20 protein-coding genes are annotated in these 24728 nt (G+C 29.9%); 14 read left to right on the forward strand and 6 right to left on the reverse strand.

Annotation, left to right across the window (positions count from 1 at the left end; genetic code table 11):
* Positions 1 to 56: 56 nt before the first annotated feature.
* On the reverse strand, positions 57 to 1394 hold the full coding sequence (locus BV55_RS0107050; RefSeq protein WP_029452117.1) for a peptidoglycan bridge formation glycyltransferase FemA/FemB family protein: 1338 nt from the start codon (positions 1392 to 1394) through the stop codon (positions 57 to 59).
* Positions 1395 to 1558: 164 nt separating this feature from the next.
* Here BV55_RS0107050 and BV55_RS0107055 point away from each other — a divergent pair, with 164 nt between their 5' ends.
* The 5 genes from BV55_RS0107055 to rsmI all read left to right on the forward strand — a co-directional run bounded on the left by BV55_RS0107055 (position 1559) and on the right by rsmI (position 5412).
* A complete protein-coding gene (locus BV55_RS0107055; RefSeq protein ID WP_029452118.1) occupies positions 1559 to 1759 on the forward strand; it encodes a hypothetical protein in 201 nt (66 codons plus the stop codon).
* Between the two features lie 50 nt (positions 1760 to 1809).
* On the forward strand, positions 1810 to 1998 hold the full coding sequence (locus tag BV55_RS0107060; protein WP_029452119.1) for a hypothetical protein: 189 nt from the start codon (positions 1810 to 1812) through the stop codon (positions 1996 to 1998).
* 184 nt (positions 1999 to 2182) lie between these two features.
* Positions 2183 to 3406 (forward strand): C40 family peptidase, encoded by a 1224-nt coding sequence (locus BV55_RS0107065; protein ID WP_029452120.1) that lies wholly within the window; start codon positions 2183 to 2185, stop codon positions 3404 to 3406.
* Between the two features lie 345 nt (positions 3407 to 3751).
* Positions 3752 to 4522 (forward strand): tRNA1(Val) (adenine(37)-N6)-methyltransferase, encoded by a 771-nt coding sequence (locus tag BV55_RS0107070; RefSeq protein ID WP_029452121.1) that lies wholly within the window; start codon positions 3752 to 3754, stop codon positions 4520 to 4522.
* A gap of 53 nt (positions 4523 to 4575) precedes the next feature.
* The gene (rsmI, locus tag BV55_RS0107075) at positions 4576 to 5412 is read left to right on the forward strand and encodes a 16S rRNA (cytidine(1402)-2'-O)-methyltransferase (protein WP_029452122.1); all 837 of its coding nucleotides are present in this window, start codon (positions 4576 to 4578) and stop codon (positions 5410 to 5412) included.
* A 320-nt stretch (positions 5413 to 5732) separates the two neighbouring features.
* Here the strand turns inward: rsmI and BV55_RS0107080 are convergent, their stop codons facing one another.
* Positions 5733 to 5972, reverse strand: a complete 240-nt coding sequence (locus BV55_RS0107080; RefSeq protein WP_029452123.1) for an AbrB/MazE/SpoVT family DNA-binding domain-containing protein — start codon at positions 5970 to 5972, stop codon at positions 5733 to 5735.
* Positions 5973 to 6610: 638 nt separating this feature from the next.
* On the opposite strand from BV55_RS0107080, the gene fsa reads away from it, so the two are divergent.
* The 3 genes from fsa (at position 6611) to BV55_RS15320 (ending at position 8339) form a co-directional block, all read left to right on the forward strand.
* Complete coding sequence (fsa, locus tag BV55_RS0107085) at positions 6611 to 7252, forward strand: fructose-6-phosphate aldolase (protein WP_029452124.1); 642 nt, start codon at positions 6611 to 6613, stop codon at positions 7250 to 7252.
* A 306-nt stretch (positions 7253 to 7558) separates the two neighbouring features.
* Positions 7559 to 8101: a DUF1836 domain-containing protein gene (locus BV55_RS0107090; protein WP_051652540.1), complete on the forward strand. Its 543-nt coding sequence runs from the start codon at positions 7559 to 7561 to the stop codon at positions 8099 to 8101.
* Between the two features lie 85 nt (positions 8102 to 8186).
* Positions 8187 to 8339: a YvrJ family protein gene (locus BV55_RS15320; RefSeq protein WP_084170506.1), complete on the forward strand. Its 153-nt coding sequence runs from the start codon at positions 8187 to 8189 to the stop codon at positions 8337 to 8339.
* A 645-nt stretch (positions 8340 to 8984) separates the two neighbouring features.
* Here BV55_RS15320 and BV55_RS0107105 read toward each other — a convergent pair.
* Positions 8985 to 9707, reverse strand: a complete 723-nt coding sequence (locus BV55_RS0107105; protein ID WP_207640793.1) for a M15 family metallopeptidase — start codon at positions 9705 to 9707, stop codon at positions 8985 to 8987.
* 257 nt (positions 9708 to 9964) lie between these two features.
* Here BV55_RS0107105 and BV55_RS0107110 point away from each other — a divergent pair, with 257 nt between their 5' ends.
* Positions 9965 to 12493 carry an ATP-dependent DNA helicase gene (locus tag BV55_RS0107110; protein ID WP_051652435.1) on the forward strand — a complete coding sequence of 843 codons (2529 nt, stop codon included), beginning with the start codon at positions 9965 to 9967 and terminating at the stop codon, positions 12491 to 12493.
* Between the two features lie 43 nt (positions 12494 to 12536).
* Here the strand turns inward: BV55_RS0107110 and BV55_RS0107115 are convergent, their stop codons facing one another.
* The gene (locus tag BV55_RS0107115; RefSeq protein WP_029452129.1) at positions 12537 to 13409 is read right to left on the reverse strand and encodes an aldose 1-epimerase family protein; all 873 of its coding nucleotides are present in this window, start codon (positions 13407 to 13409) and stop codon (positions 12537 to 12539) included.
* A gap of 481 nt (positions 13410 to 13890) precedes the next feature.
* Here BV55_RS0107115 and BV55_RS0107120 point away from each other — a divergent pair, with 481 nt between their 5' ends.
* Positions 13891 to 16215 (forward strand): sensor domain-containing protein, encoded by a 2325-nt coding sequence (locus BV55_RS0107120; protein WP_051652436.1) that lies wholly within the window; start codon positions 13891 to 13893, stop codon positions 16213 to 16215.
* Positions 16216 to 16395: 180 nt separating this feature from the next.
* On the opposite strand, the gene BV55_RS0107125 is transcribed toward BV55_RS0107120, so the two are convergent.
* Entirely contained in the window at positions 16396 to 17493 is a 1098-nt protein-coding gene (locus tag BV55_RS0107125; RefSeq protein WP_084170507.1) for an LCP family protein, read from the reverse strand.
* Between the two features lie 81 nt (positions 17494 to 17574).
* Entirely contained in the window at positions 17575 to 18657 is a 1083-nt protein-coding gene (locus tag BV55_RS0107130; protein WP_084170508.1) for an LCP family protein, read from the reverse strand.
* Positions 18658 to 18910: 253 nt separating this feature from the next.
* Between BV55_RS0107130 and BV55_RS15885 the strand changes: the two genes are divergently transcribed.
* From BV55_RS15885 to cps2T, 4 genes are all read left to right on the forward strand, one after another.
* Positions 18911 to 19456, forward strand: a complete 546-nt coding sequence (locus BV55_RS15885) for a DapH/DapD/GlmU-related protein (protein WP_029452134.1) — start codon at positions 18911 to 18913, stop codon at positions 19454 to 19456.
* A 266-nt stretch (positions 19457 to 19722) separates the two neighbouring features.
* Complete coding sequence (locus BV55_RS0107140) at positions 19723 to 20754, forward strand: hypothetical protein (protein ID WP_157469627.1); 1032 nt, start codon at positions 19723 to 19725, stop codon at positions 20752 to 20754.
* A 106-nt stretch (positions 20755 to 20860) separates the two neighbouring features.
* Positions 20861 to 23266 carry an N-acetylmuramoyl-L-alanine amidase gene (locus BV55_RS0107145; RefSeq protein ID WP_029452136.1) on the forward strand — a complete coding sequence of 802 codons (2406 nt, stop codon included), beginning with the start codon at positions 20861 to 20863 and terminating at the stop codon, positions 23264 to 23266.
* 172 nt (positions 23267 to 23438) lie between these two features.
* Complete coding sequence (gene cps2T, locus BV55_RS0107150; protein ID WP_029452140.1) at positions 23439 to 24593, forward strand: beta 1-4 rhamnosyltransferase Cps2T; 1155 nt, start codon at positions 23439 to 23441, stop codon at positions 24591 to 24593.
* Positions 24594 to 24728: the final 135 nt, after the last annotated feature.

Below are 24728 nucleotides of genomic sequence, written 5' to 3' on the forward strand. Positions count from 1 at the left end.
TATATTAGGCTCTGTTTATAGATATTTAAGGTTATAGTCTATTTATTATTTCACGGTTACTTTTTATTTCGAAGTTTACTTCTTATTTCTTTAAATCTAGGGAATACATATTTAAAGGCATTATAAATAGGTTTTTTAATTACCAAATCAAATTCACCTATAAACTCTACAAACTTTCCATTAAAGCCTTTTTTAAATTTATATAGTCCATACAAAGGGTTTTCAGGGTTTAAATCTCCAGAAACTCCTCTAAAGTCATATAAATAGCAGCCAAGGTCTATACTGTCATTGATCATGGCGTATTGCATAAGGAAGTTTGGCATAGCATCTCTTAAAACGTCATCAGAGGCACCGTAAAGGTACCAGGCCTTGCCACCATAATATAAGTATAGAGCACCAGAGATATAGAACTCCTGGCCTTCATATGGCTTTATATCTTCCATTCTATTTTTAAAGCCTTCTATTTGTCTTTCGGACTCTTTTAGTTTATTCTCATTATCTTGAAGCTTTTTATTAAGCTTTTCTAGTTTATCTTCAGTAATATCTCCTAAGAGCTCTTTTTTAATTTCTTCAATTTTTATAACAGCTCTAGAATTTGCATCCTGCTGTTTTTTAAGCTTCTCAGTAAGCCTTTCAAGGTCTTTTGCATAACTATACTTAATCATATATAACCTAGAGAAAGGAAATAAGTCATTTATCATTTCTTTAAAATATTCCTTATTTCTAGTTATAAAGTTATCTCTTTTCCCTGTAACCACCATTATTTTATGAAATTCCTCAAGAACTTCATCTGTTATGTTAGATTTATCATAAGTTTCATAAGATAGTCCACGCTCTTCAGCAACTCTTATATTATATCTAGTTTTACTAGAAAAGTTTTTAAACACCTTCTTTTTTGCAGCTTCCTTGTCTTCAGAAGTAGGAAGGTCTAACCTAAATACAAAGTTAGGCTGAATTCCTTCAAAGTTTACAGAGTCTTTATGATTATATCCAATGCTTTGTAAAAATCCTGAAATCTTCTCACTATTATAAATTAGCTTTTCATCCTCTTTTAAATGTATGTCAGGATCTATTGTAATAAAAGCAACTTTGTTAGATTTTGAAAATTCACGAAGATATTCTGTGAATTCTATAAGTAAATCTTTATTGTTATAATCTGCCACGAAGCCCCTAGGAATATAACCTATGTAATAAGTCATTTTAGGTATTTTCCTTAAAATCATCATACAAGATAAAATCATATTATTATTATTAGAATCATATCCTGCTATATATTTAGGAATCCAATCTTTTTTTACCTTACCCCATCCGGAAGTTTGGAATATGTGACCTTTCAAATGTTCTTTGCTAAAGTTATCAATGTCATTAGGTTTAACTTCTATAAAATTATACAATCTATATAATCTCCTTTTCATCTATGTTTATCCTTATTGTACTCTTAATTTATATATAACTTGTGAATTACCTTACTATATTTTATATTAAGATAAGTCTTATTTCAAGACTAGCCAAAGTAAAAAAGACATGTCCAATATAGAGATAATTGGTGGAATTAAATATGAGTAGTGAATATAAAGAAGGGAAATGGCTAATAATTATAATAAAGCACATAAAGTGCAGTATAAAGCATAGAATAAATAAAGATCTAAATATTATAAATCATCATAATAATGAAAGATATATTGGTAAGTTTAAGAAAAATGGGCATAAAAAAGATAAAAGTTACAATGAAGTAACAATGTTCATTAAAAGTTCATAAATGCTTTATCCCCGTTTATTGGTAGATATTAGCAAAAAGGGAGGAATCTTATGAAAATGAGTAAATTTTTTTATGACGAAAAGATTTGTGCGTCTTGTAAACATTTTCAAAAAAAGAGAGCTTTAAATCCTAGATATATAGAGGTTTTAAGCGATGGTGGATATTGCAACGAAAAACAGGGGTTCTATAAAATGAACACATTAAATATGTCTACTTGTGATTTATGGAAAGGGTTATAAATACTACAAAAAGAGATAGTCATATAATCATAATAGGTGCAAGACAGGAGCCTTTGTGTACAGTCTGTAAAAAAGTGAGTTTGCTATTGTTTGAAGTTTTTATTTAGTATATAATAGTCACAGTGATGTGAAACACTAATGGGGGACTACCCCTGTATAAATAAAATTTTAGTGGGGTGGAATAGTGAATAAAAAATTAATAGCAGTCTTTATGACCATGGGGATTATCATGACTTCTGGTGTACAAGCGTTTGCAGCTCCGATTACGGATGCAGAAAAAGCAGAAATAAAGCAAGAACAACAAGAATTTGAGAAGGCAGAAGATAAGTTAAATGGATTAGAAGCTGAGCTTCAAGAGCTAGATTCACAAATTGGTGGGCTTCAAGACAAGCTAAATGAAAACAAAGCTACTATGAATCAAAAAGAAAAAGACATACAAACAATAAAGAAAGACATCGATAAGGCAACACAAGAGCTTAAAGAAAAGCAAGAAATCTTTGACACAAGAATGAGAGCAATTTATAAAAGTGGATCACCAGGATACCTAGAGCTTATTATTAAAGCTGAAGGTATGTCAGATCTTTTTTCAAAGGTTAAGGCAATAGGCAAATTAATGGATTTAGATAAAAAAATCATAGAAGAGCTTAATGACACAAAATTAGAACTTGATAATAAAAAACAAGCTTTAGATAGTGAAGTTAAATCTTTAAATGAATTAAAGATAGAAAATGAAAAGCAATTATCAGAAGTAAATATAAAAAAACAAGACCAAAAAAAGTTAGTAGACAAGGCTAAAGAAGAAAGCGACAAGATAAAAGTTAATCTTAAAGAAAAAGAAAGAAAAATCATAGCTTTTCAAAAAAATATAATTACAGATTCATCTAGTTCATCAGATGATATAAAAAGTGCCATAGCAGCACTAAGAGAAACTAGAAAAACCATCGTAGTTATTGACGAAGAAGTTGTTGATTTAATTGAAAAAGGTAAAGATGTAATTAAGAATAAAGAAGCCGCAGCTAAAGCACCAAGCATAGTTCCATCAAGAGGTGGAAGTAACGTAGCACCAGCATCAAGTAACTCCATAGTAAATTATGCTTATAATTTTATGGGAATACCTTATGTATATGGTGGTACAACACCATCAGGATTTGACTGCTCAGGATTTACTTCATATGTTTATAATGCTTTTGGATACGGAATAGGTAGGACTACCTATGATCAAATAGGTGGTGGAACTCCTGTATCCTATAATGACCTTCAACCTGGTGATTTAGTATTCACAAATGGTGTGGGACATGTTGGCATATACGTAGGTGGAGGACAGATGATTCATGCTCCACGTACAGGTAGAAATGTAGAAGTAGGCCAAATATACGGATTTAGTAGTGCTAGAAGAATTTTAAAATAGTATGTAGCTTATTATTAATAGATATCAAGTGATTCTTAGACTCAGGTGGAGTTTGCTTATAATGAATACATCTGTCCATCTTATGCTTAGAAGAACTTATAAAGGGGCGTTGTAGCCGTCATCCCACACCTTGAAGAGGATAGGGATGTTACGGATGGTAGCATGGGATAAAATATAAAGACTTTAAAAGTATGATAGTCTAAGGGGAAAAATGGGCTATCGTGCTTATTTAGGATATATTTATAATACCTAAAAAAGCTTTCGGGTTTGCCGAAAGCTTTTTTGTTAAGTTTAAAATATTAATACCATAAAATTTAGTAGGATAATAAGGGGTTGATTTAAATCATGATAGAAGATTATAAAAACTACATAAAAGAAGATGAAACTTTAGATGATCTTCAGCTTAAAGGAATACATATAATACAAAAGACAGGAGGGTTTAGATTTGGTGTAGATGCTGTACTTTTAGCAAACTTTGCAAAAACAAAAAGAAACAGTAATATAATGGATCTTTGCACCGGTACTGGAATAGTTCCACTTTTAATAGCAGGTAAAAAAGAATTTTCCAAAATAACTGCCCTGGAAATACAAAATGACATGGTAGATATGGCAAAAAGGTCTGTAATAATAAATGATCTTAAAGAAAAAGTAGATTTTAAATGTGCAGATCTAAAAGATTTAAAGTATTTAAAGACCTTAGATAAGGTAGATGTATTAACAGTAAATCCGCCATATAAGGTTTATAAGTCAGGAATCTTAAATGTAAGTGATAAGGATGCTATTGCAAGGCATGAGATAGCTTGTACATTAGAAGATGTTATAATAGCCTCTAGAATATTATTAAAGGACAATGGTCGTATGTTCATGGTACATAGACCAGAAAGGCTAGCAGACATACTGTGTACTATGAGAAAGCATAAAATAGAACCTAAGACTATAAGGCTTGTACATCCTAATAGTAAAAAGGCACCTAACATAGTTTTAGTGGAAGGGCAAAGAGATGGTGGAGCCTTCCTAAAATTTGAGCCACCCCTGTATATTTATGAGGAAAATGGAGAGTATAGCGAAGAAATAAAAAATATTTATAATGAAAATATAACGGTTAAAGGTGATTAAAATAATCTGAAGTTATTTAAAGTCATTAGAAGTTGTTGAAATAGGAGGAAGATATGGCAAAACTTTATATAGTACCAACACCAATAGGTAATTTAAAAGATATAACTTTAAGGGCATTAGAAGTACTTAATATGGTGGATATAATAGCAGCAGAAGATACAAGGCAAACCTTAAAGTTACTTAATCATTTTAATATTAAAAAGCCACTTATAAGTTATCATATGCATAATGAGCAATTTAAAAGTGAAGAATTATTAAATAAGATAGTACAAGGTGAGAACATTGCAATTGTAAGTGATGCTGGAACCCCTGGCATCTCTGACCCGGGAAGTATTATAATCAAAAAGTGTATAGAAAGGTCTATAGAAATAGAAGTTCTTCCAGGAGCAACAGCTCTTATTACAGCTATGGTTTATTCTGGACTTGACTCAACTAAATTTTTATTTAGAGGGTTTTTACCAAGAGAAAACAAGGATAGAAAAGTGATAATAGAAGACTTAAAAGATAGGACAGAAACTCTTATATTATATGAGGCGCCACATAGATTAAAGGATACACTTGCATTTTTAAGAGAAAATTTAGGTAATAGAAATATTGGAATTTGCAGAGAACTTACTAAATTATATGAAGAAATTTTAAGAGGAAGCATTGATGATATAATTTCTCACTATGATACAGTTCAGCCTAGGGGAGAATATGTAATTGTAATCTCAGGTAAAAGTGCGGAAGAGATATCAGAGGAAAAAGAAAGTCTTTGGATAGATATGACTATTGAAGAACATATAAAAAAATATATAGCTGGTGGTATATCAAAAAAGGAAGCAATTAAAATGGTAGCAAAAGATAGAAAGATGCCAAAGTCAGAGGTTTATAAGCACAGCATTGAGTAAATAGTATTAAGTGAGTGATACTATTATATATTTTAAGGAAAAGATTAGGAATGTAAGCCAAAAGCTATTTTTATGATAAGTTTATATTAAATAAAAAAACCAATAAGTCATGTAGCGGTTAAGTTAGTTTTAGTAAAATTAACTTAAATGCTACAATATCTTATTGGTTTTATTAATAACTGTATCCTAAAGATAACAGTTTAATTTTTGTAAGTACCTTAAATTACATTCGCATGTAATTTAAGGTTAGAATAACTCTAAAGTTAAAATATTAAATAAACTTATTTAAAAGTATTTTGAAAGTATTTATCTAAAAGATACTACTTCTTAAATTCTTCCATACAGCTTTTACAAATATTTTTTCCTTTATAGTTTGTTACATCTCTAGCGTCTCCGCAGAAAATACAAGCTGGCTCATATTTCTTTAATATGATTTGTTCGCCATCTACATATATTTCTAAAGCATCCTTTTCAGCAATATCCAAAGTTCTTCTTAGTTCTATTGGAATTACTATTCTACCAAGTTCATCTACTCTTCTAACAACACCTGTTGATTTCATCATGTTTCCTCCTTCTACATCTTTCGACATTTACATTTAAATAATAACAAAAATCCCACTTAAAGTCAACCTTTTAAGATACTGTTTTTCTAATTGAAATATTAACTAGAAGATTTGTTTCAAATGTTAATATACTACCATATTATTGAAATGTCAAGTATGTTAATAAAAGTATAATAAACATTTTGAATAAGCTTAAGGCCTGGTATACAAGGATGTAATAGCAATACAATGAAGAAGGTGATAATAAAGTTCACAAAAATATTTCACAAACTTATAAGAAAGTTTTTTTTTACACTGGATATTTTGTCAAATTATTTATTAGAGTAGCAGGAGTAGGCAGAAAGTGGTAAAGAAAAATATTGATAAAATTCCCATTAAAGATTTATTTATGAATAAGATATAGAAAATATATTAATTGATTAAATAATATTTAGAAAAAATTTAAATGAGTATTAATTAATAAAGTTTTAAAATTGTAAAGTTATGATGCTATATGATATAATTATATACATTATAGGTAAAGCTTTGCAAGTATATAAAACAAGTAAAACCATTTTAGATTATGAAGGATAACTTTATAAATATTCAGATGTAAACTATTGCAAAGCAAGTCCAAAATAAGAGGAGGAATTATTTTGAAAATATTTATTGATACTGCTAATATAGAAGAGATAAAAAAGGCAGCAGAACTTGGAGTTATAGATGGTGTTACCACTAATCCTAGTTTAATTGCAAAAGAGGGAAGAAATATTAAAGAAGTTATAGAGGAAATTTGCTCTATAGTAGATGGACCTATAAGTGCAGAAGTTATGAGTTTAGAGCATACTAAGATGATAGAAGAAGCTGAAGAATTAATAAAACTTCATAAAAACATAGTGATTAAGATCCCAATGTGTGCTGAAGGGCTAAAAGCTGTAAGCGCTTTATCAAAAAAAGGAATCAAGACTAATGTAACTTTAATATTTTCAGCTCAACAAGCACTTTTGGCTGCAAAGGCAGGAGCAAGCTACGTTAGCCCATTTGTTGGAAGACTTGATGATATAGGAAACGGTGGTATTCCAGTGGTGCAAGACATTGCAGAAGTATTTAGTATTTATGGAATAGAAACAGAAATTATAGCAGCTAGTGTAAGAACACCAATGCATGTTTTGGAATGTGCAAAGGCAGGTGCAAATATTGCAACTATACCATATAAAGTAATAGTTCAAATGATAAGTCACCCATTAACAGATTCAGGAATTAAAAAATTCATAGAAGACTATGAATCATCAAAATAAGCTAATATAGCAGTATAAAAGGATCAGAATTCTAATTAATTAAGCTTTCTGATCCCTTTATTTGTTTTAAATAATCAATTATATTAATACACAATAATACAGATTATTTCAATATAACCAATAATGAAACCTTGTAAAGGGTTTATGAATACCGTATAATGTTATTATATATTAAAAATACTTATAAAGTGTGGATTATAAAATGTAACTTATATTTTATAATTTTAATTTATTAATTAAAAGGAGGTTTTATTATTGAGTGATAAGAAATTTGATGTAAATTACATATTAGAATTAGCAGAAGAGATGTCCAATAGTAATTTAGTACCCTATGAAGATTTACCTCAATATGATCTGTTTTTATCACAGGTTATTGATTATTTAAATGATAAATTTGTAGAAGAAAAATATACAAATAATATAGTTCAAAACTACATTAAAAGCGAGGCTATATCAAAGCCAGAAGATAGCAAAAAAAGAGGATATACAAAGCTTCATCTAGCACAACTTTTATTACTAAGTTATATGAGACCAGTGCTTACTACAGAAGAAATAAGAAAGGTTTTCAGATTAGCATTTAACGACATAAATGATAGATCAGATGATATAATATCCTTTGAAAAAGCATACAAGATTTTTTCAGATATACAAAAAGAAAGCGTAAATGAATTTTTAACAGAACATAAATTTTTTAACGAAGAAAAACTAAACAGTATAGTAGCTGAACTTAATTTAAAAGACAGTGATGAAGGCAGGATAAAGATCTTCATAATGGTTATGAATCTAGTAGCACAAGCTAGTGTAATAAAAAAAATAGTACAAAGAATAATAGAAGATTACCACGAGTAACTGGAAACTTGTTTTACTGGCATATTATATAATGTAGAACTTTATAAAGAATTGCATATTTAGTCATTGAGGGGAGATGATAAATATGGAAGGCTTTATTTCACTTATAGGCAATGTAGGATTTCCTATAGCGGTATCTTTATACTTACTTATAAGGATCGAAGGAAAGCTAGAAAGCTTAACTACAAGCATAAATGCCTTATCCACAGCTTTAAATACTTTTTTTAAGAGTTCTTGAATGGTAGAATGTTAGTAGGTAGTCAGATAGGTGAGTAGGAAGATAGATAGAAATGCAGATAGATAAATAATTAATTAATAAAAAAGTCATGAGATACATAATCTTATGACTTTTTGTTTGTTATTATATATTTATGCTTAGTTGCAAGAAGAGCTTCCAGCATCATCAGATGATTTTGTTACTATATTAAAGTTATCTCCAAAGATTCCTTTAGTGTGAACTATTTTAGCATCATCAAATAGAAAGGAAAATTCCTTATCTGCTACAACCTTTATTCCGTTTTCAACATAGATATCATCCTCTGATTGTTGTTCATCCAGAACAACTCCAAAACTAGGGCCACCTCAGCCAAAACCTTTTATAACTACCCTTACTGCATCTTTATTTTTAGTATCTAAAGATTTTTTTAGAGCAATAGATGTATTTTCATCAATATTAAATTTCATTATATTGCCTCCTTATAAAATATATATTATTAGTTTCCCTTATATTTATGAATTTATAGTGTATTAATAAATGAAAGTTATCCAAAATATATAAGAATTATTAAATTTGCTTTGCTACCCCTAGGGGGTATAATAAGATTATATATTAATTAATCTTTAATGTCAAATTAATTAATATATAAGTAAAATTATTTAATCATTAATTCACATTTACTAAAAATTTAGAAAGAGGATAGTTTTGTATAGAATAATTATCTGCATTGATATCATCAAAATGCCACCACTCAGTTTCTATAGGAGAGAATCCATTTTTGACCATTACCTCTGTCAACAAATCCACATTTTTTTTAGCGCTATTTGTCATAACGGCGTTTCTGTAGGCTGTTGTATTAAACTCATCAAAACCCGTAGGCATTTCAAGCTCTTTACCTTTGCTATCCACTAAGGTTAAATCCACAGCAGTACCTCTATTATGTCGAGAACCATTATAGTAAGGACTTGCAATATATCTTCTATCTTGAACTATACTCCAAAAGTATTCTTGGACCTGCCCTGGTCTATAAGCATCCCAAATCTTTATTCTATAACCTAAAGCTTTAAAGTCCTCATTAGCACTTATAAGTTTATTTAAAGTATCCTTTTGGAGTACAGAAACGTAAGCATCATATACCTTTTTACCAGTGAAGTTATTGTCTGTAGCATATCTAAGATCTAAAACAAAATCATATTCACTTATATTTATAGGAACTAGTCCACTAAGATCTTTTGTGTAATCAATGTCCCCAGTAACAATTTTAATTTCAGGTTCCTTTAAAGTTCTATCTATTTTATTTGTGCTTACTTCACTTTTAATAGGGATAGAATCTATATTTTTATAAGAATATCCTATGGCATAGCCTAAAAAGATTAATATTAAGTACAAAATAATTATAATAAAAGTATTTTTAAGTTTCATTTTAATTTTATAACCTCACATTTATAATATAGTATTAGTATAAGACAATATGTTGTACGAAATTCACAATAAATCCATTATACTATCATATATCATTACTAACAATTTTAATTTTGAATTAGTCATTAAAAGAGATGTAAGATATAATTATAAATAACATTAGAGTTCTGCAATCAGGTAAGCTTCTAAATTAAAGTTAGAAAGGCGTTGTATAAGGTAGAAATATGATAAAAGAAGAAGAAAAGACCTATTTCCCGGAAAATAATATGTCAAAAATAAGTGTAAGAGAACTAGTTGAGTTTGTATTAAGAAGGGGAAGCATAGATAGCGGCTTTATTAGTAGCAAAAGAGCTCAACAAGGAACAATGATTCATAAAAAGCTACAAAAGATAAAAGAAGAAGCTTATAGTAAAAGAGAAGGCTTTGAATATAAAAAAGAAGCCTTTTTAAGTCATAAAACATTTTATAAAGATTTAACCATCCTTGTAGAAGGAAGAGCAGATGGACTTTTAATAAATGAAAATCAATCTGAAATAGGAAATGGACAAGAAAAAGTAGATATAACTATTGAAGAAATAAAGAGCACTACCAGAGATTTATCCTTAATTGATATTGATTATAATGAGCTACATTGGGCTCAAGCTAAATGTTATGCCTATATGTTCTTGATGGAAAATGAAAAAGAAAGAGAACTTTCTGGAAAAAAGGCTAGTGTGGAGTTAATATATTACAATGTGGACACTGATGATACTAAGACCTTTTTAAAAAGGTTTAACATAAAAGAACTAGAAGACTTTTTTTTAGAACTTATTAAAGGCTATCATAAGTTCGCCATGTTTACTTTAGAGTGGAAAAGTTTAAGGGACAGTTCAATAGAACTTATAAGTTTTCCATTTAAAGGCTATAGAAAAGGTCAAAGAGAACTTGCTGTAGCAGTTTACGGAACAATAAGAGATGGCAAAAAGATATTCGCAAAGGCTCCAACGGGTATAGGAAAAACTATTTCAACCATTTTTCCAGCGGTTAAAGCTTTAGGAAAAGGGCATTTATCTAAAATATTTTATCTAACAGCTAAAACTCCAACAAGAATTGTAGCAGAGGATACCTTTGGTAAATTAAGAAAAAATGGATTGAAATTAAAAAACATAACAATTACAGCAAAAGATAAGATTTGCTTCACCGAAGAAAAGATATGCACAAAGTCAGAATGTATTTATGCAGATGGTCATTTTGATAGGGTTAACGAAGCTTTATTTGATATGCTAGAAAATGAAGATAATTTAAATAGAGAAAATATAGAAGTTTATGCTAAAAAACACAGGGTGTGTCCCTTTGAATTTTCATTAGACCTATCCTTGTTTTGTGATGCCATAATATGCGATTATAATTATGTTTTCGATCCAAGTGCCTCTTTAAAACGGTTTTTCGACAAAGACCAAAAGAAAGGTAAAGAGGGTTATCTGTTACTTATAGATGAAGCGCATAATATGGTAGAAAGATCTAGAGAAATGTTTTCGTCAGAAATTATAAAAAGCAAGGTTTTGATTGGAAAGAAGATAATTAAGGGGAAATCTAACGGGATTTACAAAGCCTTAAATAGTATAAATTCCTACTTAATTAATTTAAGGCATGAGCTAGAAGATAAAAAAGGAAGGTTTATAGTAGAAAAGACTCCACCAGAGGAGCTATACCCCCTTCTTAAAAATTTTATGAAAGAATCAGAAGAATACCTAATTAAAAATAAGAATACAGAAGGATTTGCTGAAATATTAGAATTATATTTTAACTTTAATTCCTTTTTAAATATAGGAGAAAATTATAATAAAGATTACGTAACTTATTGGGGTCTTGAAAATGGAGATTTTAAGTTAAAGATGTTTTGTGTAGACCCTTCTCGAAGTATAAATAATGTAATGGAAATTGTAACTTCCACAGTATTTTTTTCAGCCACATTAGATCCTATGGATTATTTTAAAGACCTTTTAGGAGGAGATTCCAAGGACTATGTTATAAGACTGGACTCACCATTTCCAAAGGAAAATTTAGAAGTTTTGTTAGTGAATAATGTGTCTACTAAATACACCAAAAGAGAAGATAGCTATGAAGTCATTGCAAATTATATTTATACTCTAGGTAATAGTAAAAAGGGAAATTATATGATCTTTTTCCCTTCTTATAAATATATGAATTCAGTTTTGGAATGTTATAAAGAATTACATGGGGATAATATAAAGGAAACTGTGGATGAAGATAATGCAACTGTGCATGAAAATAACGAAACCATGGATAAAGCTAATAAAACCATTGATATAATAGTTCAGGAAACATCCATGACAGAAGAAAAGAGGGAAGAATTTTTAAATGAGTTCAAAGAAGAAAGGGAGAATACCCTTCTAGCATTTACTGTGCTTGGAGGAGTATTTGGAGAAAGCATAGACCTTGTAGGGAATAAGCTTACAGGGGCCCTTATAGTGGGGGTTGGACTTCCTATGGTTGGCACTGAAAGAGATATAATAAAGGATTATTATGATGCAAATAATAATAAAGGCTTTGAATATGCCTATATATATCCTGGCATGAATAAGGTTAAGCAGGCAGCAGGAAGAGTTATAAGAACAGAAAATGATAAGGGCATATTAATTTTAATAGACGAAAGATACAACTATAAAAGTTATCAAAGCTTACTACCAAAAGAGTGGCTACCCTATAATAGAATAATGAACCCAAAGGAATTAGAAAATACAATAAAATAATCCTGTAAAATTAAAAATAGAATAGGTTAAAAAGAGGTACCTTTTAGGATACCTCTATAGACATCTTTGCATTAAATTCTTCATTTATATTTAACTTTAAAATTCCTTCTTTATTTTTGAATTCACCAGTGAAGTCTTCGAAATCAGCATGGCCATACCAGGGTTCTATGCAAACAAAAGGAGCATCTTCACCTTTTGTCCATATGCCAAGGTAAGGAAAGTCTTTAAAGCTCACTTTAACCTGTCTTTGGTTTTTAGTGCTTTTTAGGGTTACACTTTCAGATTTAAGATTTTTAAATACCAAAGCATCTTCTTTAAAGATATCATAATTTAAAGAAATCTTGTTTTCATTCATTAAAAAAGGTTTTGACTTATTATTAAAATATCCCTCTGAATTTAGGCACAGTGTATTTAAAGTTTCATGCTTTTCTAGCTCTAAATAATAATCATCAAAGTTTTCATTAGAATATAAAGGACAATTAAAACCTGGATGAGCTCCAAGAGAAAAATAAATTTCATCATTATCTAAATTTACAACCTTATAATTTATTTCAAGGATATTTTTTATTAATTTATATTTTATTTGAAGCTTAAATTTAAAGGGATATATCTTAAGGGTTTCCTTTGAATATAAAAGCTCAAAACATAAGCTAGTATCTGTTTTTTCTATTAGATCAAAATTGCAATCTCTAGCAAAACCATGTTGAGGTAAGGAATAGCTTTTTTTATTTACCTTATAGGTATTGTCTTTTACCTTGCCTACAATAGGAAACAATACAGGAGCATTACGGCCCCAAATAGATTTATCTCCATACCATATATATTCTATGTCATGATGTTTCTCATAAAGACTACAAAGTTCTGCCCCTATATCTTTAATTTTTATAGAAACTAAATGATTTTCCAAGTTATGCATAAAAACACTCCTCTTTTTCATATTATTACCCAAAATACTATTTTAAATATATTAATACAGTAAATTTAACCATTTTGTAATCAATTTGTAACGGTAAGGAAAGGACTTTAAGTAATTTATATTATATAATAATAGCATAAACAACAAAACAATAAAAATAAGTTAATTACATTAAACTCACATCACTTATAGGCAACCGCCCCCACGGTTGTCTATTTTCATTTATAAAAATAAATTATCGTTAATAACTTAATTAGCTATAAAAGTTTAGTGAATTTATACGATATATATAATAGATAGATTAAAAAAATAAGAAAACGTCCTTAAAAGGATGATTAATTTATATAATAGGTATAACATATAAGGCTATTAATAGATAATAGTTGATTTATATAATAGGTATAACATATAAGGCTATTAATAGGTAATAGTTAATTTATATAATAGTTAAGCTATTGATAATAAAGGGGAAAAAAACATTATGAAGATCAATTTAGAAGACATAAGAATGCTGGCTATAACTGGATATCTTGTTTTAATTATAATTTTAGTGGTTTTAGTATACTACAATGTAAAATTAAGACAATATAAAAGAACAGTTAATAAAGAGTTATTGAATTTAAATAAAGAAAATAACGCATTAAAAGAAGATTTATGCGAGGTAGATACTATAATAACTACATTGGATGATGCTATAATATGTAGCAATTTAGATGGCACCATAACTAGATGGAATGAAGGTGCTAAAGGCATATATGGATATACAAAAGAAGAAGCCATAGGTAAAAACATATACATTATAAGTAAAGAGGAAAATCATGAAGAAGTAGAATGGCTATCTCATAATATAAAAAAAGGTAAAATTATTAAGGGCTATGAAACTGAAAGATATAGGAAGGATGAACAAAAGATTAATGTATCATTAACATTATCACCTATAAAAGACAGTGAAGGGAATATACTTTATATAGCTGGCGTTGATAGAGACATAACTGAAGTAGTAAATCAAAGATTGACACTTAAAAGAAGCTACGATGAGTTATCAGCAGTTTATAATCAATTAGCGGCAACAGAAGAGGAACTAAGGTATCAGATACAGGAATTAAAAGCCAGCGAGATGGCATTAAAGGTTAGTGAGGAAAGGTATAAGCTAGCATTAGATGGTGCAAATGACGCTATATGGGAGCTAGATTTAATAGAAAATTCACTTTTTATATCTGATAAATGGGAAAGTATATCAGGGAATAAACTTGAAAACCAAACTAATAATATTAGATATATGCATAAATATGTGCATCCTGATGATGTGAAGGGTGTTATAAGAGCTTTAAATGATCATATCCTAGGGAAAAAGGATACTTATGAAGGTGAGTTTAGGATAAAGACTGGTGATGGAAGTTATAAATGGGTAAATAATAGAGGAAAAGTATTAAAAGATTCTTTAGGTGTACCTTTAAAGGTAGCAGGATCTATTACAGATATAGATGAAAGAAAAAGATACCAAGAAAAGATAAAATATCTAGCATATTATGACACCTTAACAGGTTTACCAAATAGAACCTTAATTAAAGAAAAGTTAGATAAGATTATAAGGGAGAGCAATGAAGAGAAGAAAAAGTTTGCCCTTGTATCTATAGACATAGATAATTTTAAGCTTATAAATGATATATTAAGTCATGATTTTGGGGATGAGGTAATAAAAAATGTAGCCCACACAACAAAGAAAATGGTACCTAAAGATGCTATTGTAGGAAGAATTGGTGGAGACGAATTTATGGTAATCATAAAGGATGTTAGGAGTATAAGGTCAAGTATTGATATTTGTGAGGGAATTTTAAAATCTTTTAAAAAGGCAATAAAAATAAACGATACCAATATTTATACAGGAATAAGCATTGGCATATGTATGTATCCATATCATGCATCTACATCTAAAGAATTATTTACAAACGCTGATGCGGCACTTTATGAATCAAAGAAAAATGGTAGAAATCAAATTACTATGTTCAACAAGTTAATGTCAAAAGATACAATAAGAAGAGGAAAGATAGAAAAGGCATTAAGAGGAGCCCTTGATAAAGAGGAACTTATAATGTATTATCAGCCGCAGATTAGCATTAAAACTAGGAGGGTGGATGGATATGAAGCCTTGCTTAGGTGGCATAGCGAAGAGCTTGGCTGGGTATCACCAGGGGAGTTCATTCCTATAGCTGAAGAGGCCGGACTTATATCACATATAGGTCAGTGGGTAATTAAAGATGTATGTAGGCAGATAAGATGTTGGAAGGATAAAAACCTAGAGGTTTCAACAGTTGCTGTAAATATATCAGCAATACAATTTCATGATAGCCAATTGATAGAAGATATCTTATATATATTAGAGCAAGAAGGCTTGTCACCAAGGGATTTGGAAATAGAAATAACAGAAAGCATACTTATGAATTTTTATGAAAAAAATATGTCTTTATTAAACAGATTAAAGGACTTAGATTTTAGCTTAGCATTAGACGATTTTGGAACAGGATATTCTTCTTTAAATTATTTAAGCGTTATGCCTATAAATAAATTAAAAATAGATAAATCTTTTATAGACTTCATAGATAAAAATAAAAAAGATAAGTCCATAGTAGAAGGTATAATAAATCTTTCTCACAATATGGGGATTAAAGTAGTAGCAGAAGGAGTAGAAGATTATAACCAATTAAAATTGCTAGAAGATATGAACTGTGATAATATCCAAGGATATATCTTTAGTAAACCACTACCAGCAAAAGATGTAGAAAAGTTTATGACAACATACATATAAAGGCATAGGAATTAAAAATACATAGGAATTAGAAAAGTAGGTAGTTAAAAGATATAAATAATTTCAAAAGATATATAAATAAAAAAAGGTTAAAAGTATTTCGGAAAATACTTTTAACCTTTCTTTTATTATCATTTATGATAAGATCTTCATAGGAAGACCAATCTACCCAGATTTTAATTAGTTCTTTTTAGGTTCGGGCTTCTTATCATTAAATATATAATCCTGCATTTGTTTTATGGTAGCCTCGCTATCAAAAGGTAGATACCAAACACCTTTTATCATCTCGCCTCCATCTTTATAATAGCCGTCTACAGGGAATCTTTCTTGTTCTATAGTCATCTTCCCATTCACCATAACCTCTGTACCAAGTTTGAGTATATCGGTTTTAGACAAACTAGTTTCAACTAAAGGTAGTAATTTTGAGACAATAGAAGGGTATTGGGATACACCTGAAGACTTTATTGTTTCAAACATAGAATTTAAGACAACTCTTTGTCTATCAGTTCTCTCAAAGTCACCATTACCAACGTAGCGAATCCTAGTATAGGCTAAAGCTTGGACACCGTTTAACTTTTGAGATCCAGGTTTTGAAATATAGCCTGATGAACCATTATTAGATAAATTTAAATCTTTTACATAAAGATTTATTTGTTCGATTTCTTCTTTTTTAACATCTACGGTTACTCCTCCTAGAGCATCTATAAGTTTTTCCATGTTAGAAAAGTTTATAGAAACGTAATCTTTAACATTAAGTTTATAATTTTGATTTATAGTCTTTAGAGCAAGCTCTGGACCACCAAAAGCATGGGCATGATTAAGCTTATCCTTTCCGTGACCATCGATATTTACGTAACTATCTCTCATTATGGAACTCATTTTTAACTTATCATTTTCTTTGTCAATAGTGATTACCATAGTAGCATCAGAACGACCAGGTTCATCATCAGAACGTTTATCAAGTCCAAATAAAGCAATATTTATTATGTTACTGTTATCAAAAGCGTCAGATACATCGCTATGTATACCTAAATCTTCTTTATTTTTAGAAATCACATTAGTTTTAACCTTATCTAACAAATTAAAAATATAAGAGCTACCAAGTCCTACGATGAAAAGTAATATGAATAAAAGAACGTAAATGACGCGTCTTCGCTTTCTTTTAATATTTTTCTTTTTATTATTCTTCTTCTTATCGTATTTAGCTGATCTTTTTCTTACTTCAGAAGCTGAAAAGGGAGATGTTTCCCCATTTTTGTTTTTAAAGTCATTAGACATAATTAAATACCTCTTTTCATTTTAATTGTAAATACTTTTACATTATACTACATAGTACCTAAAGAATAAAAATAAAGGATTTTAACTTTTCTTTGGCTCAGTTTTTTTGTCTTTAAATATGTATTCATGAATTTGTTTTATGGTAGCATCTTCATCAAAGGGAAGATACCAAACATTATTTATAACCTCACCACCATCTTTATAATACCCATCTAAAGGAAATCTTTCTTGTTCTATAGACATTTTACCGTTAGAAAGCGCATCTGTGCCTAGTTTTATTATATCTGTTTTAGATAAACTTGTTTCAACTAGGGGTAAAAGGCTGGAGACTATAGAAGGATATTTAGTTATACCAGTCTCCTTTATATTATCGAAAAGTCCGTTTAAAACAATTCTTTGTCTATCTGTCCTTTCGAAGTCACCATTGCCAACATCACGGATTCTAGTGTAACCTAAAGCTTGCATTCCATTTAATTTTTGTTTGCCAGGCTTTGTCATATAAGTTGGGGGAGAATTCCTAGAAGAATTTAATTCTCTTACATAATAGTTAATTTTTTCTATCTCAGCTTGCTTTACATCTATTTCTACTCCACCAAGAGCGTCTATTAATTTTTCCATATTAGAAAAATTAATAGAAACAAAGTCTTTAATGTTAAGTTTGTAATTTTTATTTACAGTTTTAAGTGCAAGTTCTGGGCCACCAAAGGCATAAGCGTGATTAAGCTTATCTTTTCCATGACCATCTATATTTACATAGCTATCCCTCATTATGGAACTCATTTTAATCTTATCAGCCTTCTTGTCTATAGTAATTATCATGGTAGCATCAGAACGGCTAGGCTCGTTTGGATCATGTTGATCGAGACCAAATAAGGCTATGTTAATTATATCATTATTATTAAAAGAAGGTGATGCACTATTATCTATACCAAGATCATTTGTATCCTTAGAAATTACTGTGGTTTTTATTTTACCTAGTAAGTTCAATGCATAAAGCCCAGAAATGGACATAATAGAAAACAATATAAATATTAAGCTATAAGTTATAATTTTTCTTTTCCTTGCTTTGCTCTTCTTTTTTCGCCTTATTATCCTTTTCTTTTTTTTCCTTAGCGATGGATTTGAACTTGAGCTGGAACGGACCTTTTTATTAATTCTGTCCATGCTTAAATACCTCTTTTCATTACTTTTAATAATAACCAGAAATATCACCTGACATTAATAATATAATAGGTAAAAATCTATTCTAGCTATGAAGGATTTTAATATATATTAAAAAGCAAAAATATATACTTTAACATTATACTATATTAATACGAAAAGAGGAGGTATATGTGGACATGAATTTACAAATAAATTATAATGGGTATAGATAAAAACAAATAAAAAGAAAGAGTACAATTTAGGTGAAGATAAGATGGGAAAATTAAAGGAAATGTTAATGTGGAAGATAAGAGGAGAGATACCACTTTCGAAGTATAAAGAAAGAGGGCTTGTATTTGGGGAGAACTTTTCTATGGAAATGGGATGTACTTTAGATTATAGTCATTGCTTTCTTATAGAAATAGGAAGTGACGTAACGTTAGCCCCTAAGGTAAGTATAATAGCTCATGATGCATCAACGAAAAGAAGTTTAGGATATGCCAAAATAGGTAGGGTTAATATAGGAAATAGAGTTTTTATAGGACTTGGATCTATAATACTACCTGGAATAAATATAGGTGATGATGTTGTAATAGCGGCAGGATCTGTGGTTACAAAGGATGTACCAAACAATTCAGTGGTAGGCGGAAATCCAGCTAAATTCTTAAAACATACAGGGGATTATTTGATAAAGCAAAAGGAAAACTTAAGTAAATTACCAGTATATGATGAAAGCTATACTGTAAGAAAAAATGTAGACAAAACAAAAAAAGAAGAAATGAAAAAGGCATTAAGAGATAAAAATGGGTATGTAGATTAAAGGTACATTATTATATGGATTATATTCTTTAATAGCTTTTAAAATCCTATTAAAGATGGTAGAATAAAATGTAACATCAAGTGATTCTTAGACTTGGGTGGAATTTGCTTATAAGGAATACATCTCTCAAGTTGAGTCTTAGAAAAACTTATCCAAGGGGCGTAGCAGCCGTCATCCCCCACCTTGAAGAGGAGAGGGGTGTTACGGATGGTAGCCATGGGATAAAAAGATATTATATAATTAAATTAGTATGGGAGGGAAGGCTTATGAACAATATTAGGGAAAAGCTAGTTAGTACAATTTTAGCAGCCACTATAATAGCGGGGATTACAATTCCATCAACCAAAGTATTAGCAGCCACAAGTACAGAATTTAATCAAGCTAAAGATCTTGTAACTTTTGCAAAAAAACAAAGGAATTTTGCAGAGTATAATATAGCTTATCAAGCAATCCTTAAAGTAAAAGATGAGCAACAACAAAATCAATTATTATCTGAATTAGCACCCCTATGGAATGAAGTTGTAACTAAAGATGTTAAGGCGTCCTTAGATATTATAACCATAGTTGCAAACAAACTTGAATTAAAGTCATATGATGAAGCTTTAAGCTATATTGAGAAAGAAGTCAAAAATGATAGAAATTCTCAATATCTTAAAGGGGAATTAACTAGCTGGGGTAGAGCTGGTGTTTATACTTCAGATGTTACAAAAGCAGTTGATTCTATAATACGAGTATGGAATGAAAAAACTGAGCAGGCAGAAAATGATGCTAAGGGATATATTTCAAAGGTGGTTAAAGCTGAAAATAGAACTTATCTTACAGCTCAATTAAAAGAAGCTTCAACAACAATTGTAAAAGTGCCTAAGGCTATAAATGAAGCTAATGATACTAATTCTATGCACAAAGCATTATTATCAATGAATTTAAATGATTATTTAAAAGTTCCAATAGAGGACAGAACTATTATAGCAGATGAGGTGCTTAAAAGCCGTCCAAATGGGACAGGCTATACTAGTGTGCAAGCCGTTGTATTAACACTACAAAAGTTAACAAATGAAGCTACAGGTACATACACACTTGCGGTGCAAGGTGTAAATGATTTAAGTTCTAAAAGTACCACAGAAGAGGTTACTAACGCTTTATTAAAAGTTAAAAATGAAGAGTTTAATGCCATGACAAAAGAAGTACAAAGGGTAATTGCAAATAGCTTTAAATCAAAACTTGTGTTTAATCAAGCAGGAACAGCATTAAAAACACCATTTATAACTTTAAGATTAGTACAAAGCTTAATGAAATAAAATCAAAGAAATATTTTTAATGATAATATTATAATAAGGATATAAGAATAAATAATTTATTATAATATGCTGATATTACAATTTAATCAAGATGGGAGGGAGATATTTGAAAAAGCAGTACTTGATAATAATGGCACTTTTGCTATGTTTAATTTCACTACCTAGCAAAGATGTACAAGCTTTAACAACTGTATCTGATTTTGAAAATATGAATATATTATCAAAAAGTGAAGTAACGGTAAAAGATATGCAAAGTTGGGCTAGAAAAGCAAATGCTACAGATACATTCATAAACTTAGCACCAATTTATGTTAATATGGCACCAGCACACGGTGGTGTAAATCCTGCAATAGCTTATGCACAAGCAGCTAAAGAAACTGGATATGGAAGATTTACAGGGGTGTTGAATGAAAGCTTTAAGAATCCTTGTGGATTAAAAACACCAAAGGGTGGAGACGATAAAGATCCTGAAGCTCATACAAAATTTAATAGCTGGGAAGATGGGGTTAGCGCTCATCTTGATCACTTAGCTATTTATGCTGGAGCAGCTAGTTATCCTAGAAAGGATACACTTGATCCTAGACATTTTTCTTACATAAAGGGAATGGCCACCACTGTTAAAGCTTTAGGTGGAAAATGGGCTCCTTCAGAAACATATGGTACAGAGCTTGCATCTATGGTTCAAAAGATTTATAAAGAATCTACATCTATAGCTCCAGAAGTAAAGTCTATAAATGTAGATAAAAATTCACCAGGATCGGTTGGGGATGATATAAATATCACCGTAGATTCTGAAGGCAAGGACATTTCTTATAGATTTTGGATTTCTGATGGCTATAAGTGGAAGATAGTTCGAGAATATTCAAGCTCTAATAAATATTCATGGACACCACAAAAAGAAGGTGATTATACTATATTTGTAGATATAAAATCTGAAGAGTTTGCACCAAATGAAAACTCTAGTAAACAAATAGATTACAAGGTAGTGGCAACACCAAAGATTGATTCTATAGAAATGGACAAAAAAGATAAGGCAATGGTAGGAGATACTGTAAGTATAAAGGCTAATGCAAATTCACCCAATGTATTATATAAGTTTTGTGTAAGTAATGGTTCAGGATGGGAACTATTAAGTGACTATTCTACTAACAATACTTTCAAATGGACACCTAAAGTAGCAGGTAATTTTAAAATCGGTGTGGATATAAAATCAGTAAATTCTAGTAAACAGTCAGATGATTATAAAGAGATTACATATAATGTAGGAAAAGATGGAGAAATTACAGCTATAAAGACAGATTTAATTTCACCTCAAGATTCAGGAAAGTCCATAAAAATACAAGCGCAGCAACAAGGATTTAAAAATCCGGTGTATAGATTTTGGATTAAAGATGACCTAGGATGGAAGATAGTAAGAGAATATTCATCTAGCGATACATTTATTTGGAATCCTAATAGAGTAGGAGATAATAGTATATGGGTAGATGTAAAGGAACTTAATTCAACAAATGATGTAGATCATTCTCTTGAAATTCCCTACTATATAAATCCTAAAATGAAAAGTATAACAGCAGATGGAGTTACATCTAATGGGGGAACTATAAAAGTTACACAGCTTGGTAAGCCTGTAAAGATATCAGCAGAAGCAATAGGTGGTAATAATCTTTATGAGTTTTGGATATCAGATGGAATTACATGGACTATGATTCAAGAGTCTTCTACCTCAAATACTACATCATGGACACCTAGAAAAGATGGTTTCCATAATATATGGGTAGAGATCAAAGCGAATAACTCATCAAAAGATTATAAGACAACTATGAATGTAGATTATATTATTACTGTTCCAAAGGTTAACAAAGTAATAGTAATAGATCCAGGACACAATTATGGCGGAGATGATGGAGCTTATTCTAACTTCGATGGCATATCTTACGCTGAAAGAGATCTTAATATGGAAGTAGCTTTAAAAGTTAAAGCTAATCTTGAAAGTTTAGGATTTAAGGTTATTCTTACAAGGCAGCCAGGAGATCGTAGCAAAGATAGCTTAAGTGAAAGTCTTCGAAAGAGAACAGAAATAGCAAACAATGCAAATGCAGACTTTTTCTTAAGTCTTCATCATGATAGTGGAGTATCTTCAGCTAGTGGAATAAGCACCCACTACAGTAGTTTTAGGCCAACCATAGATAATGAAGGCGTTGGTCCAGGTGTAGATCCAGGGGGATGGCAGTATGATGATTTAAAGATAGACTATACTCCATCTTACGCAGCTAAGGTAAGCAAAGATCTTGCAAATAATTTAGTTAATGGTCTGTCAGGATCCCTTGGATATAGCAATAGAAAGGCACACGATCATGGTCTTTATGTTACAAGACAAGTTAATGTGCCATCAGTGCTTCTAGAATTAGGCTTTATAAGCAATAGAGAAGAAGCAATAAAATGTGCCAACAGCTATGAGCAAGAAAAAAAGGCTAAAAAAATAGCAGAAATATTATATGATTATTTTAAGTAATCAATAAATTATAAGGACCTTCGGGTCCTTTTTTTTATTGGTATTCATATGTAAATATCTAAAGTTACAAATTTAAAAGTATGATATAATAATTTAGTGAATTAGAATATTAATTTAAGTTACAGTTGATACTTAAAGTATTAAAAATGGTTTAAACAAAGGACGTGAATTTATGAAACACATATTTATTATAGGTTCTAAAGGGATTCCAGCAAGTTATGGAGGATTTGAAACATTTGTAGATAAATTAGTAAGTTATAAAAAAAGTGATGATATACAATATTACGTTTCTTGTCTTTCAGATAATAATGACACATTTAATTACAATGGTGCTATTTGCTTTAATGTAGATGTACCTAAAATCGGCAGTGCTAAAGCCGTTATGTATGATATATTAAGCCTTAAAGCTTGCATAAAATATATAGAAGATAAAAAAGGCGAAGATTGCATAGTATACATATTAGCCTGCAGGATAGGACCCTTTATGTCCAAATATAAAAGACAATTTCAAAACATGGGTGTAAGAGTTTATATAAACCCAGATGGACATGAGTGGAAAAGAAGTAAGTGGAACGCAGCCATAAAAAGATATTGGAAGCTTTCAGAAAAGCTCATGATAAAGCATACAGATCTTGCTATATGTGATTCAAAAGCTATTGAAAAGTACATAATAGAAGATTATAAGAAATTTAAACCAAAGACTACATATATATCCTACGGGGCAGATATAGAGCCATCTTTTGTGGATACTAAAGATAAAAGATTAATAGAGTGGTTTAATAAATACAATATAAGTCACAATGAATATTATTTAGTTGTTGGAAGATTTGTTCCAGAAAATAATTATGAAACCATAATAAAAGAATTTATAAGCTCCAACACGAAAAAGGACTTAGTAATAATAACAAACAATGAGGAAAATGGATTTTATAAATTATTAATAGAAAATACTAAGTTTAACCAAGATAAGAGAGTAAAATTTGTAGGTACCCTTTATGATGATGGAATGTTAAAACGGATAAGAGAACTTGCCTATGGGTATATTCACGGACATGAAGTTGGGGGAACTAATCCTTCATTATTAGAGGCTCTTTCAAGTACAAAAATAAATATGCTTTTTAATGTTCAATTTAATAAAGAAGTAGCAGAGGATGGAGCTTTATATTTTTCTAAAAATCAGGGAGAATTAAAGTCAATTATAGAAAAAGTAGATGCCCTTCACAATGATGAAATAGAATGCTTAGGTAATAAGGCCAAAGAAAGAATAAAAGACCACTATTCTTGGGATTATATAGTTGATACCTACGAAGATTTGTGGATGTCTTAGGTATTAAAATAAAGTAGTTTTTTATAAAGAATCATTATGTTTATACGATAATAAAAAGAACGTTACTTTTTAAAATATAAGTAATGTATAAAAGATAAATTTATATTTAAAAATGTTTAAATATGCTTGAAGATA

The sequence above is a fragment of the Clostridium algidicarnis genome, assembly GCF_000703125.1.
In the GTDB taxonomy this organism is placed as follows: domain Bacteria; phylum Bacillota; class Clostridia; order Clostridiales; family Clostridiaceae; genus Clostridium_L; species Clostridium_L algidicarnis.